Consider the following 13,217-nt stretch of genomic DNA (forward strand, 5'->3'; position numbering starts at 1 on the left):
TTTTATAAAAATAAGAATAAGGGTGGTATTTTGAAACAGATCGCTTTTTATGGGAAAGGGGGAATTGGTAAATCGACGACTGTCTGTAATATAGCGGCGGCATTGGCAGATGAGGGGAAAAGGGTTATGGTTGTTGGTTGTGATCCGAAGCATGATTGTACATCGAATTTAAGGGGAGGAGAAGAGATTCCAACGGTTTTAGATACGTTGAGGGAGAAGGGTATGGAGAAACTCAGTTTGGAGGATGCAATAGAGGGAAAAAAGATTGAAATGGATGAGATTGTTTATAAGGGATATAAGGGTATTTATTGTATTGAGGCAGGGGGTCCTAAACCGGGTTATGGGTGTGCTGGGAGGGGTGTTATTGTTGCTATTGATTTGTTAAAGAAGATGAATGTTTTTGAAGAGTTGGGAGTTGATGTTGTTTTATATGATGTCCTTGGGGATGTTGTTTGCGGTGGATTCGCGATGCCTTTGAGGATGGGGTTGGCTGAGCAAATTTATATTGTTACTTCTTCCGATTACATGGCTATGTATGCTGCAAACAATATTTGCAGAGGGATGAAAGAATTTGCAAAAAGAGGTGGAAGTAGGTTAGGTGGTTTAATTTATAACGTTAGGGGTTCTTTGGATGCGGAGGATATTGTTACTGAGTTTGCTAAAAAATTGGGAACTGAGATTATTGGTAAAATTCCAAATTCTTTGTTAATTGCTGAGGCGGAGATTGAGGGTAAGACGGTTATTGAATATGCCCCAGACAGTGAGATTGCATCAATTTATAGAGAACTTGCTAAGAAGATTTACAAAAATAAAAATGGAGTTATCCCAAATCCATTGGAAAACAAGGAATTAATGCAAATTGGATTGGCTATTAAGGAAAGGATTAAAAAAATGAGGAACTAATTTAGTGTTAATTTATTCGCAAATTAATCTTATTTACAACATTTTTATTTCATTGTTATTTATTTATATTTACTAAAATGCATAAGGGCGATACCATTGGATGTATTATCCTATTTAACTCAAACAATCCTTTTATCATCAGTTGGGATTATTATTGCAGGAATCATTGAAGAAACAAATCTATTGTCCATAATTAAGAAAATAACAAAACCATTGTGTTTAATCTCAAATTTACCTGAAGAATGTGTAGTGGCGTTATTAGGGAATTTTATAAATCCAACAGTTGGAAAATCCATGCTTGCCAAATTCTACAAAGAAAATAAAATAAATAGTAGGGAAACTATAGTTACAACAATAATTAGTCCATTACCAATAATTTTAGGGGAAAGCATATTTAGAGTGCAACTACCCCTTGCAATTGTTCTCCTTGGATATAAATTAGGGACAATATACGTGCTTTTTAATATGCTTTCTGGATTTTTAATGGCTTTAATTGGAATTATATATTCGAATATCGCTTTTGAAAGAAAATTTTTAAACATCGATACCAACAACAATGAAAAAATTATATTTAATAGGGCTGTTATTACAAAAGGCATAAAAAAATCTATAAAACTTCTAAAAAAAGTAATTCCTATGATTGTAATATTTACATTACTAATACATTGCCTAATGACTTTTGGTTTAATAGATATTATAAAAGAGATATTCACACCAATATTTAGCATATTGGATTTACCGGGAGAAGCAGTAATGGTTTTAGTTGCAAATTTTGCCCATTTCTCCGCAGGATATGCTACTGTGAGTATTTTGATAAAGAATGGTGTGTTAAATGAGAAGCAGGCACTACTAACGCTGTTAATTGGAAATATAATTGGAATAACCATGATATATTTAAAGCACTCTATAGGGACTTATGTTGCATTATTTGGTAGATTTGGCTTAAAATTAGCCATGATTAATTATACAATATCGATAATTATAAAAATTTTTTTAATAATGCTCATAATGTTAATGTTCTAAAAATTAAAAATTAAAATAACTGAGGTCAGGAAATGGTTCTCTTCATAATCAGCACATCGATGTCTCATCATCCCTCATTATATTTATAGTCTCGGACAGAAATTATATGGCAAAACCTTGTTTTGTCATTAAATTTTGGTTTTGAATATAAAACCATAATAATTTTCCAATGGTAATTTTCCACTTATTAACGTCCGGGACTATAATACAATACAACAGAGGAACATGAACACCACTTATAACGCAAACGATTATACAATATCCAAATACATAGTCATCCTCGATTTTTGTAATGGATTATGTCATATAAAAACTTGAGGGAGAAAATGGATGATTGTAAAAAAGTAGTCATTGTAGGTGCAGGTCCAGGAGACCCAGAGTTGATAACATTAAAGGGAAAAAAGGCAATAGAAAATGCAGATGTAATAATATACGCTGGTTCATTGGTTAATAAAGAACTTTTGAAATACAACAAAAAGAACGCAAGGATATATAACAGTGCAACAATGGATTTGGAAGAAATAGTTAAAATTATGGTTGAAAATGTCAAAAAAGGCCTAAATGTTGTTAGATTGCACACAGGGGATCCCTCCATTTATGGGGCAATTAAGGAGCAGATTGATGAGTTAAAAAAGCATGGCATAGATGTTGAAATAATTCCTGGAGTTACCTCATTATTTGCTGCAGCAGCATCCTTAAAGGTAGAACTTACTTTGCCAGATGTTTCCCAAACAGTAATCATTACAAGACCAGAAGGAAGGACTCCAATGCCAGAGAAGGAAAAATTAAGGGATTTAGCAAAGCACAATGCAACAATGGCAATATATTTGGGAGTTTCAATGATTGACAAGGTTTGCAGAGAGTTGATAGAAGGGGGTTACAAAGAAGATACGCCTGTTGCAGTGGTTTATCATGCATCATGGGAAGATGAAAAGATTATTGTTGGAACTTTGAAGGATATAGCAGAGAAGGTTAAAAAAGAAGGCATAAAAAAGACAGCCCTAATTATTGTTGGAGAGGTTTTAAATCCAAGACATTATGCATATTCAAAACTTTACGATAAAGAATTTGAGCATGAATATAGGAAAAAGAAATAATCAAAAAAGTTAATTTACTTAATTTCCTAATTATTTATTCATTTTCAATCTCCTCAATTTTTTCAAGTATTATCCTCAAATCTGTCTTTTTTGTTATATCCTTCTCTTCCTTAAGGAGGTTGTTTATCTTTTCTTTTAACTCCTCTAAATCCTTTGAATTCAATATAAGTTCTTTTGCATATTCCAAGTTTGACACATAAGGCAAGGCCTCAGTCAAAACCAATTCTAATTTATCCATATTATCCCTCATTTTTATCTTTTGGTTCATATCTATCTTTAATTGCTATTTCCCTAACGACCTTCGTAATTTCTCTCTCCAAATGTTCCATTTTTGCATACATCCTATATATTAAGTAGAATAGGGCTACTATGCTTAGGTAAATTATAGCATCTACACCCCTCCCTACACCAAGAACCCTTGCTAAGTAATCAAGTGTTTGAGGAAATACCAATACAACAACAACCAAAGTCCAAACAAATATCCAAAATATTCCTTCATCCAAGTTCATGTTCCTATTCCTTATCTGCAAAATAACTCTTGATAATGCAAACAATGCAAACAATATTCCAAATATTTGTATAATTTCCATACGTATCCCTCCTATGAAAAGATATGGATGGAGCGAAGTATCCTATTTCTTTGATGAAACTTTTTAAAAATTTCACTGAATCTCATAACATCCCACCGTATTAGGAATAAATATAAAATAAAGCCTATAAATAATATTGCATTAGGAGGGAGATTATGAGGCATCTTATTTCAATGAGGGATATTGGTAAAGAGGACATTTTGAGAATATTAGATGAAGCAGAGAAGATGGAGGAGATATTAAATTCAAAAAAACCATCAAAAATTTTAGAAGGAAAGATTTTAGCAACAATATTCTATGAGCCATCGACAAGAACAAGGCTATCTTTTGAAACTGCAATGAAGAGACTTGGTGGGGAAGTTATTGGATTTGGGGATATTGAGAACACTTCAGTAGCAAAGGGAGAAAGTTTAATAGACACCATTAGGGTTGTTAGTAATTATTGTGATATTATTGTTTTAAGGCATCCTGCTGAGGGAGCGGCAAGGTTGGCAAGCGAATACTCATCGGTCCCTATTATAAATGCGGGAGATGGGAGTAATCAGCACCCAACTCAAACACTATTGGATTTATACACAATAAAGAGAGAGATTGGAAGGATTGATAATATAAGGGTTGCATTTGTTGGGGATTTGAAGTATGGGAGGACTGTCCATTCTCTTTCCTATGCACTGGCACTTTTTGAGGGTGTTGAGTTACACTTTATTTCCCCAAAAGAATTGAAAATGCCAAGGGAAATCATTGAGGATTTGAAGGGGAGAGTTAAGATATATGAATCCGATAAGATTGATGATTTGGATGTTGATGTTGTTTATGTTACAAGGATACAGAAGGAGAGGTTCCCAGATTTGAATGAATATCAGAAGGTTAAAGGAAGCTATAAGATAAAGAGGGAGCATGTTGAAAATAAAGATTTGATTGTTATGCACCCATTGCCAAGGGTTGATGAGATTGATTACGAAGTTGATAAACTTCCTCAGGCAAAATACTTTAAACAGTCCTTCTATGGAATTCCAGTAAGGATGGCAATTTTGAAGATTTTGATTGAAGAGTTTGAAAAAGCATAACCAATATCTATGTTTTATTTATTAGTTAAGGTATTTTGTCAGTAGTTAATTTTTTATATTATAAATTCAATAAAACTTTTGGCTCGCATGGCAAAGTATATATATGTCTCTTTTTTATTATTGGGTTATAGTTGTTTGCATATAAATAATATAAATACATAAATATAAATAAAATTTGAAAAATGTGGTTCTTTATTAAAAATTTTACCTTCATTTGTCATTCTTATAAAAGAATTGTGCAATTAAATAAATGCAAGAAATTCCACAAACAACTATACTTCAAGTTAAAGTTTATATATCCCAATGGGAATAAACAATCTACTAACTACTTAAAACAGGTTTAGGGTGTTAATATGGGAGTATGGCAAGGAAAGAGTAGAAGAAAGCCAACAGGTGGAAAATACAAAATGGCAAGAAAAAAGAGAAAGTATGAAATGGGAAGAGAACCAACAGAAACACTTTTATCAGAAGAAATAAGGATGAAAATTATTAGATGTAGAGGAGGAAATAGAAAAGTTAGATTATTAAGAACAAACTATGCAAACGTTTTAGACCCAAAAACAGGAGTTTGTAAAAAAGTTGCAATTAAAACCGTAGTTGACAACCAAGCAAACAAACACTACATCAGAAGAAACATCATTACAAAAGGAGCAATTATTGAAACAGAGTTAGGTTTAGCAAAAGTAACATCAAGACCAGGACAAGACGGAGTTGTCAACGCTGTTTTAATTGAGCAACAATAAGATGAATTTCTATTTTTTATTTTTCGTCATAATTCTTAATTTTTTACATTATCCAAATCTAAAAATTTAAATAAATGAATAAATTATTTTAAATAAATAATCCATGCTTAATTATGTTTATGTGTTGTGTATAGTATTGGTGAGAAAATGTTATTGGAAAGGTATCTAAAAGTTTCTGAAAATAAACTACCAGCAAAATTTTTAATCTCAAAATCAATAAAGGTTGACAATTTTGCTAAGAAAGATATTGACGAACTTTGGGAAATGCATAAAAATGCAATGGATGAATTTAAAGAAACAACAAATATAAAGGACATTAAAATAACCCATCCCAATTTGTTGGACTTAAAGATAGAGATAGCAAAGAAAATCTTTGAAAATTGTCATTTTTGTGAGCATAAGTGTTATGTAAATAGAAAGAAAGAGTTGGGATTTTGTAAAATTGGAGAAAGTTATTATTCATCCGAATTTTTGCACTATGGTGAAGAGGACGTTTTAATACCTTCCCACACAATATTTTTTTGTGGATGCAATTTTAAATGTGTATTTTGCCAAAATTGGGAAATTTCACAGATTTATTTTGAGAATCTTCCAGTTGAAAACTACTGCAAAAAAGTTAACCGCAAACTAATGGCAAAGATTATAGAGGAAAAAAGAGCAATATCCAAAAACGTAAATTTTGTGGGAGGGGAGCCAACGCCCCACTTACTAACAATTTTGGAAATCCTAAGGCATGTTAATGTAAATATTCCAGTGGTGTGGAATTCAAATATGTATATGAGTGAGGAGGCAATGCATCTATTAGATGGGGTCGTTGATTTATGGCTGAGTGATTTTAAGTTTGGAAATGATAGGTGTGCTGAGAGGTTATCTAAGATAAAAAATTACTGCAAAGTTGTAAAAAGAAACCACTTGATGATAAAGGGTGAAGATATTATAATTAGACACTTGGTTATGCCAAATCACTTAGAGTGTTGCACTGAGAGAATATTTAAGTGGATTGGAAAGCATTTAGATGCAAAGGTAAATGTAATGTTCCAATACAGACCAGAATATAAAGCTATTCTTTATGAGGATATAGACAGAGCGTTAAATCATGAAGAGATGGCAAAAGCACTTTTGTTGGCTAAAAAATATGGGTTAGATACTGATATTTAACAATAAAACATAATAATTGGGGAGTTAATATGAAAACTGCAATAATATATATCTCTATCCATCATAAAAATACTGAAAAAAATGATTTATACTAAAGTTATCTTATGTTTGAATTTTTGAATTATAGTTATGTACTTATTAGTGAACTTTTAATAGACCCTCTTTTCAATTTTAAATAATTTGACTAAAATTAGGGCAAAATTTTTATTTAAGATTGTGTTTATTTTGATAATTAACTATTTTTGTCTTTTAGGATAACCCATATAAATTTTAAAAAATTATATTAAGGAGGCGATGACTTGCATTGGGCAGATGTAATTGCTGAAAAAGTGATAAAAAAGAGAGATGTGGATAAATACGTAGTTGCTTGTGGAATAACACCCTCAGGACATATACACATAGGAAATGCAAGGGAAACCCTCACAGCAGATGCAATTTATAAGGGATTATTAAATAAGGGCGTTGATGCAGAACTTATATTCATTGCAGATACCTACGACCCATTGAGGAAAGTATATCCATTCTTACCAGAGAGTTATGCAGAGTATGTAGGAATGCCAATAAGTGAAATCCCTTGCCCAGAAGGGTGCTGTAAGAGTTATGCAGAACACTTTTTAACCCCATTCTTGGAAAGTTTGGATGATTTGGGAATTGAGCTAACAACATACAGAGCAGATGAGAACTACAAAAAAGGTATCTACGATGAAAAAATAAAGATTGTATTGGAAAATAGGGATAAAATAAAAAACATCTTAGACGAATTTAGAAAGAGGGCAAAACAAGAACCATTACCAGAGGACTGGTATCCATTGAATGTTGTTTGTGAGAAGTGTGGCAAGTTGAATATAACAAAAATCATAAGTTATAACAAAGAAGAGCAAACAGTAACATACAAATGCAGTTGTGGGCATGAAAATACAGTTAAACCATTTAAAGGAAGAGCAAAACTCCCATGGAGAGTGGATTGGCCAGCAAGGTGGAGTATATTTGGGGTTGTTGTTGAGCCAATGGGTAAAGATCACGCAGCGGCTGGAGGTTCTTACGATACTGGTGTGAGAATAGCGAGGGAAGTATTCAACTATATCCCACCAGAGAAAGTTGTTTATGAGTGGATACAGTTGAAGGTTGGAGATGTTGTTAAACCAATGTCATCCTCATCAGGAGTGGTGTTTGCTGTTAAAGATTGGGAAAAAATTGCACATCCAGAAATTTTGAGGTATTTAATGCTTAGGAGTAAACCAGCAAAACACATTGACTTTGATTTGAAGAAGATACCAGATTTAGTTGATAACTATGATAATTTGGAGAGATTCTACTTTGAAAATAGAGATAGAGATGATTTAAATGAAAACGACATTGAAAAATTGAGGATGTATGAACTCTCCACCCCAAGAATCCCAGAAAAAATGCCTTTACAAGTGCCATATAGGTTCTGCTCCATCATTGCTCAACTCGCTATGAAAGATGATAAGTTGGATATGGACAAGGTGTTTGAGATATTAAAGAGGAATAACTATGATTTGGACAACATCACCGAATATGACATAGAAAGGTTAAAAGATAGGTTGATGATGGCGAGAAATTGGGCATTGGAGTACGGAGAGAAGTTGGTTATAATTAGTGAGGAAGAGGCAAAGAAAATATACAATGAATTGGATGACAAACAAAAAGAATGGATTAAATACTTTGGAGAAAAAATTAAAGATATCGAATTTGATGCCTTAAACATACATGAACTTATTTATGAGACAGCAAAAGAAGTTGGATTGGAGCCAAAGAAGGCATTCTTAGCGTCCTATAAAATATTATTAGGAAAGAGATACGGGCCTAAATTGGGAAGTTTCTTAGCGACTCTTGGTAGAGAGTTCGTTGTTAAGAGATACGGTATGTTTAAATAAATCTTTTCTTTTTTTTCTTTTGGATAATTATATAAATTCAAAAAACTATAATCAAAATCAATAGATCTTTTAATTTATCTAATGGTGATTTGATGATTGAAGTTATTGTATATGAGGAACTTAGAGGAAACAAAAAAGATGTTGTTGAGGAGGAATTTGAAAAAGCAATTAATGAATTAAAAGAAAAATACAATGCTAAACTTTTGTCTATTGAGAATGAGGAAGAAGGTAATTTATACACTAAGGTTGGAGAGTTGGAGATAAAGTTTGAGTCATTTTTGGATTATATAGATTTTTGCTTAAAGCATGGTGCTGATGTTGAGGTAATATCTCCCCCAAAATTAAAGATGGATTCAAAAGAGTTTGGTAATGCTATCGCTCACATCATCCAATTCTTTAGCAATTTCTGCAAAAAATACAACGTTGGATTTAATGTTGTTGTGAGGGAGGAAAAAGATATAGATATTGATAAATATAGAGAAGGTATTTATGATGAAGATGACATACATGAGTTACAAGAGGAAGGATATTTAAGAGTAAAGGCAGTATTTGAGGTTGAGGGAAAATCAGAAGAAGTTGTAATAAAAAATATTATCCTATCCTTAGACAACAATATCCACATAAATAAGATTATAACTAAAGTATTGGAGGATAGGGCAGAGGGATTTCATGGATTGGTAGCAGTTGATATGCTCTGCAAACCTTTTGAGATAGTAGAGATAGCATATAAGTTCTTACCTGTTGCAGTAGTTATTGAAGGAGATAAAGAAATTGAATTGGATATTTCAGAATTGCAAGATATCGGGAATGAGTTGTCTGGAGCAGTGTTTGAACTAAGCCATGCGGTAAAATTGCGGAGATAATTGATGATGTTTAGTAAAAAGATAAGGATAAGTTAAAAATAATATTATAATGAGGTGATAACAAATGCATCCATCTTTAAAGTATATGAGAACAGATAGATTACCACACATATTTTGCTCAGGATGTGGAAACGGGATTGTAATAAACTGCTTTTTAAATGCCATTGAAAAACTCAACATAAAGCCAGAAGATTACATTGCAGTTTCAGGAATTGGTTGTTCTTCAAGAATTCCAGGTTATTTGTATTGTGACTCTTTGCACACAACACACGGAAGACCTATTGCATTTGCTTTAGGTATAAAGGTAGCAAGACCAGACAAAAAGATTGTTGTATTCACAGGAGATGGAGATTTAGCAGCAATAGGAGGAAATCACTTCATCCATGGGTGTAGGAGAAATATAGACATGACAGTCATCTGTATTAACAACAACATATATGGGATGACTGGAGGGCAGTGTTCACCAACAACACCACACAAGAAGAAAGCAACAACAGCACCTTATGGAAACCCAGAAAATCCAATGGACTTATGTAAATTGGCTGAAGCAGCAGGGGCAACTTACGTAGCAAGATGGACAACAGCCCATCCAATACAATTAGTAAACGCAATAAAGAAAGCACTTCAAAAGAAAGGCTTTTCATTTATTGAGGTTGTTTCCCAATGTCCAACATACTATGGAAGATTTAATGTATCAAGAAAACCAGCTGAAATGATGAAATTCCTAAAAGAAAGCTCTATCACCATCAACAGAGCAAAAGATATGTCAGAGGAAGAGTTGAACGGAAAAATCATTGTTGGGGAGTTTGTGGATATTGAAAAACCAGAATTTATCGAAGAATTGAAAAAACTTCAACAAGAATAAGAGGCATTACCGAGCGTAGCGAGTATAGTTGTGTGCGAATTTTTTAAAGGTTGTTTAAACTACGGTTAATTTTAATATTGGGCATTTAATTATGTAAGTAATGTATTGTTATCAATGAAAACCACAACCAACTTAAAATTTTAACTTAAATTTTTAAAACTTATATTTCAAAATTTATGGCATAATGATGTAATAAAGGAGGGCAAACATGAGAAAAGAAATAAGGTTGTCCGGATTTGGTGGGCAAGGGATTATATTGGCAGGAGTTATCTTAGGAAGAGCAGCATCTTTATATGATGGAAAAGAGGCAGTTCAGACACAATCCTACGGTCCAGAGGCAAGAGGAGGAGCAAGTAAATCAGAGGTAGTTATTGATGATAAGCCAATTGACTTCCCAAAGGTTATAAAACCAGATATTCTGGTCTGTATGTCCCAGCCAGCATTTGATAAATATGTTAATGATGTAAAGGAAAATGGATTTTTACTTATTGATGAGGATTTAGTTTCAGCAGTGGATGTTCCAAATGTAAACCTATACAAGATTCCATTTACAAGAATTGCAAATGAAGAAGTTGGTTTGGGAATTGTGGCAAATATTGTGATGTTAGGGGCTTTAACAAGAATCACTGGTATTGTTTCAAAAGAGAGTATGGAAAAAGCAATCTTAGATAGTGTTCCAAAAGGAACTGAAGAAAAGAACTTATTAGCATTTAATAAGGGTTATGAATACGCTGGAAAATTTAATGGCAAAACCAAAGGTTTTGCCGTATAGATAATTGAACAAAAAAAATAAATGTGGGATATTATGTTCATGAGAGAAATTGAGTTGAGAGGGCATATAATAGATAGCTTAATCCTTCCAAAGGTATTTGACAAAATTTTGGATTTAGGTGGGGACTATAAGGTTTTAGAATTTGAGATTGGAAAGAGGAAGACGGATCCATCTTACGCAAAGATATTGGTTATTGGAAGAGATGAAGAACATGTTGATGAGATTTTAATGGAACTTAGGGACATTGGGGCAGAGATTCCAGAGATTGAAGAAGTTGAGTTGAAAGAAGCAGAGAGAGATATGGTTTTGCCTGATGGCTTCTATTCAACAACCAACCACCCAACATTCATAAGGTATAAAGGAGAGTGGATCGAAGTAGAGAATCCAAAAATGGACGGAGTTATTGTTGTTTATCCAGAGGAAAAGAGGGCAGAGGTTAAAACAATAAGGAAAGTTAAGAAAGGGGACTTAATTGTTGTTGGGCATAAGGGAATTAGAGTCATCCCACCAGAAAAACCAAGGGAAAAAGGAGAATTATTTGAATTTATGAAATCAGAGGCCTCTTCCGAAAAACCAAAAGAAACAATAATAAGAAAAATAGCGAAGGAAATGTATGCAATAAGAGAAGAGTATAGAAAGACAGGAAAAGGGGGTATTGTAGTCGTTGGGGGGCCAGCAATAGTGCACACAGGAGCTGGGGAGGCATTGGCTAAGTTAATAAGGATGGGTTATGTTCAGGCATTATTTAGTGGAAACGCACTTGCTACACATGATATTGAGTGGGCATTATATGGAACTTCACTCGGCGTTAATATAGAAACTGGAAAACCCGTCTCAGGAGGGCATAGGCATCATTTGTATGCAATAAATACCATAATGAAGGCAGGAAGTATAAAGGCAGCAGTAGAAAAAGGGATATTGAAGAAAGGAATTATGTATGAATGCATAAAGAATAATGTTCCATACGTATTGGCTGGAAGTATTAGGGATGATGGGCCTTTACCAGATGTCATAACAGATGTTGTTGAAGCACAAGATAAAATGAGAGAGATGCTAAAAGGTAAAAAAATGGTTTTAATGCTTTCGACAATGCTACACTCAATAGCAACAGGTAATTTGCTCCCATCTTATGTAAAAACCATCTGCGTTGACATAAACCCAGCAACAGTTACAAAATTGATGGATAGGGGAACTTCCCAAGCTATTGGAGTAGTTACTGATGTTGGTGTATTCTTACCTATGCTCGTTGAAGAGTTGGAAAGGTTAGAAAAAGAGAATAAAAAGAAAAATAATGAAAAATGAAAAATAAGAAATAGTTGTGTGCGTTAGAAATTTAGGCGAAAACTCCGCAGGAGTTTTCGCTGCTCGAACCTTCGGTTCGATTAGGCGAAATCAAAGATTTAGCTGCTCGAAGCTTCGCTTCGATGAACATAACTTCAATAAAATTTGTGAATATTAGGTTCTCAATTTCAAAATTTAAAAGAGGAAAAATGACCTCTTAAAATTTAATAAGTTGTTATAAAAGCTTAAAAAATTCGCACACAACTATAATTAGAACAATAAATAAGTGATATAATGATAGCCAAAAGGGTGGAAGATTCAAAAAATTTAATTATAAAGGCAATATCCACAATATCAGAAATAGAGAGAATGGGAAAGCCATCCGCAGATAGCAAAACAATATCCTACAAAGATGCAAAAGCTGGGAAAATAAATGTCGATGAGTTCAAAAAGGCAATCTATGCATTGATTGAGGCAGATGAGTTCTTATACAAAAAGGCCCCATTGCATGAACTTAATGAGGAAGAGGCAAAAGAATTTTGTAGGTTAATTTTAAAGGCAGAAAGGCATTTGAACAATGTTTTAAAGGACTTTGGATTTGAATTTGAAGAGAAGGAAATTGACAAAAATGCATTATACATTGTATCAAATAAAAAATTGTTTAGAAAGTTGAAGGATAAGAATCCAGATTTAAATGTTATCTGCACAGAAGGTATGTTGGATATAGAGGACATGAAAACAATAAATCCAAACATTCCAGAGAAAGCATTGGAAGGAATTAAGAAGAAAATAGAAATAACAAAAAACAATATTGCAAAGAGAATTGAAAAAACGAAACCTTCAAAAGTTGTAGTAGTTGTTGAGGATAAGGCAGATGAGCTCATTTACAACAGAGCAAAAGAACTTTATAATGCTGATAAGATTGATGTTAATGAACTCCTGGAGTAATGGTGATGT

Annotated in this window: 13 protein-coding genes and 1 pseudogene; 12 read left to right on the forward strand and 2 right to left on the reverse strand. The window is 33.1% G+C overall.

Annotated features, from left to right (window positions below; translation table 11 throughout):
* Window positions 1-21 precede the first annotated feature (21 nt).
* From nifH to cobM, 3 genes and pseudogenes are all read left to right on the forward strand, one after another.
* Window positions 22-903: pseudogene (gene nifH, locus METIG_RS07185) on the forward strand (nitrogenase iron protein); the annotation flags it as partial.
* 96 nt (window positions 904-999) lie between these two features.
* A complete protein-coding gene (locus METIG_RS07190) occupies window positions 1,000-1,926 on the forward strand; it encodes a nucleoside recognition domain-containing protein (protein ID WP_013799551.1) in 927 nt (308 codons plus the stop codon).
* 326 nt (window positions 1,927-2,252) lie between these two features.
* Window positions 2,253-3,023 (forward strand): precorrin-4 C(11)-methyltransferase, encoded by a 771-nt coding sequence (gene cobM / locus METIG_RS07195; RefSeq protein ID WP_013799552.1) that lies wholly within the window; start codon window positions 2,253-2,255, stop codon window positions 3,021-3,023.
* A 34-nt stretch (window positions 3,024-3,057) separates the two neighbouring features.
* Here the strand turns inward: cobM and METIG_RS07200 are convergent, their stop codons facing one another.
* On the reverse strand, window positions 3,058-3,261 hold the full coding sequence (locus tag METIG_RS07200) for a hypothetical protein (RefSeq protein ID WP_013799553.1): 204 nt from the start codon (window positions 3,259-3,261) through the stop codon (window positions 3,058-3,060).
* Window position 3,262: 1 nt separating this feature from the next.
* Window positions 3,263-3,613, reverse strand: a complete 351-nt coding sequence (locus METIG_RS07205) for a DUF2304 domain-containing protein (protein WP_013799554.1) — start codon at window positions 3,611-3,613, stop codon at window positions 3,263-3,265.
* Window positions 3,614-3,768: 155 nt separating this feature from the next.
* Between METIG_RS07205 and pyrB the strand changes: the two genes are divergently transcribed.
* The 9 genes from pyrB (at window position 3,769) to METIG_RS07250 (ending at window position 13,208) form a co-directional block, all read left to right on the forward strand.
* The gene (pyrB, locus tag METIG_RS07210; protein WP_013799555.1) at window positions 3,769-4,680 is read left to right on the forward strand and encodes an aspartate carbamoyltransferase; all 912 of its coding nucleotides are present in this window, start codon (window positions 3,769-3,771) and stop codon (window positions 4,678-4,680) included.
* Between the two features lie 353 nt (window positions 4,681-5,033).
* Complete coding sequence (locus tag METIG_RS07215; RefSeq protein ID WP_013799556.1) at window positions 5,034-5,423, forward strand: 30S ribosomal protein S8e; 390 nt, start codon at window positions 5,034-5,036, stop codon at window positions 5,421-5,423.
* A gap of 147 nt (window positions 5,424-5,570) precedes the next feature.
* Window positions 5,571-6,581: a radical SAM protein gene (locus tag METIG_RS07220; RefSeq protein WP_048055581.1), complete on the forward strand. Its 1,011-nt coding sequence runs from the start codon at window positions 5,571-5,573 to the stop codon at window positions 6,579-6,581.
* A gap of 299 nt (window positions 6,582-6,880) precedes the next feature.
* Window positions 6,881-8,479, forward strand: coding sequence for a lysine--tRNA ligase (gene lysS, locus METIG_RS07225; RefSeq protein ID WP_013799558.1), 1,599 nt, complete (start codon window positions 6,881-6,883; stop codon window positions 8,477-8,479).
* A 92-nt stretch (window positions 8,480-8,571) separates the two neighbouring features.
* A complete protein-coding gene (locus METIG_RS07230) occupies window positions 8,572-9,342 on the forward strand; it encodes a hypothetical protein (protein WP_013799559.1) in 771 nt (256 codons plus the stop codon).
* Between the two features lie 64 nt (window positions 9,343-9,406).
* Window positions 9,407-10,207, forward strand: coding sequence for a 2-oxoacid:ferredoxin oxidoreductase subunit beta (locus METIG_RS07235; protein ID WP_013799560.1), 801 nt, complete (start codon window positions 9,407-9,409; stop codon window positions 10,205-10,207).
* Between the two features lie 208 nt (window positions 10,208-10,415).
* Window positions 10,416-10,979 (forward strand): 2-oxoacid:ferredoxin oxidoreductase subunit gamma, encoded by a 564-nt coding sequence (locus tag METIG_RS07240; RefSeq protein ID WP_013799561.1) that lies wholly within the window; start codon window positions 10,416-10,418, stop codon window positions 10,977-10,979.
* A gap of 33 nt (window positions 10,980-11,012) precedes the next feature.
* Entirely contained in the window at window positions 11,013-12,281 is a 1,269-nt protein-coding gene (locus METIG_RS07245; RefSeq protein WP_048055582.1) for an ornithine cyclodeaminase, read from the forward strand.
* 273 nt (window positions 12,282-12,554) lie between these two features.
* On the forward strand, window positions 12,555-13,208 hold the full coding sequence (locus METIG_RS07250; RefSeq protein ID WP_013799563.1) for a DUF2100 domain-containing protein: 654 nt from the start codon (window positions 12,555-12,557) through the stop codon (window positions 13,206-13,208).
* Window positions 13,209-13,217: the final 9 nt, after the last annotated feature.

It is taken from the genome of Methanotorris igneus Kol 5, from assembly GCF_000214415.1.
Classification (GTDB): domain Archaea; phylum AGJL01; class Methanococci; order Methanococcales; family Methanococcaceae; genus Methanotorris; species Methanotorris igneus.

Excerpts from the sequence above, each read along its gene's own strand:
- cobM (WP_013799552.1), top strand. The coding sequence starts at position 2,253 with ATGGATGATTGTAAAAAAGTAGTCATTGTAGGTGCAGGTCCAGGAGAC.
- METIG_RS07200 (WP_013799553.1), bottom strand. The coding sequence starts at position 3,261 with ATGGATAAATTAGAATTGGTTTTGACTGAGGCCTTGCCTTATGTGTCA.
- METIG_RS07205 (WP_013799554.1), bottom strand. The coding sequence starts at position 3,613 with ATGGAAATTATACAAATATTTGGAATATTGTTTGCATTGTTTGCATTA.
- pyrB (WP_013799555.1), top strand. The coding sequence starts at position 3,769 with ATGAGGCATCTTATTTCAATGAGGGATATTGGTAAAGAGGACATTTTG.
- METIG_RS07215 (WP_013799556.1), top strand. The coding sequence starts at position 5,034 with ATGGGAGTATGGCAAGGAAAGAGTAGAAGAAAGCCAACAGGTGGAAAA.
- METIG_RS07220 (WP_048055581.1), top strand. The coding sequence starts at position 5,571 with ATGTTATTGGAAAGGTATCTAAAAGTTTCTGAAAATAAACTACCAGCA.
- METIG_RS07230 (WP_013799559.1), top strand. The coding sequence starts at position 8,572 with ATGATTGAAGTTATTGTATATGAGGAACTTAGAGGAAACAAAAAAGAT.
- METIG_RS07235 (WP_013799560.1), top strand. The coding sequence starts at position 9,407 with ATGCATCCATCTTTAAAGTATATGAGAACAGATAGATTACCACACATA.
- METIG_RS07240 (WP_013799561.1), top strand. The coding sequence starts at position 10,416 with ATGAGAAAAGAAATAAGGTTGTCCGGATTTGGTGGGCAAGGGATTATA.
- METIG_RS07245 (WP_048055582.1), top strand. The coding sequence starts at position 11,013 with ATGTTCATGAGAGAAATTGAGTTGAGAGGGCATATAATAGATAGCTTA.
- METIG_RS07250 (WP_013799563.1), top strand. The coding sequence starts at position 12,555 with ATGATAGCCAAAAGGGTGGAAGATTCAAAAAATTTAATTATAAAGGCA.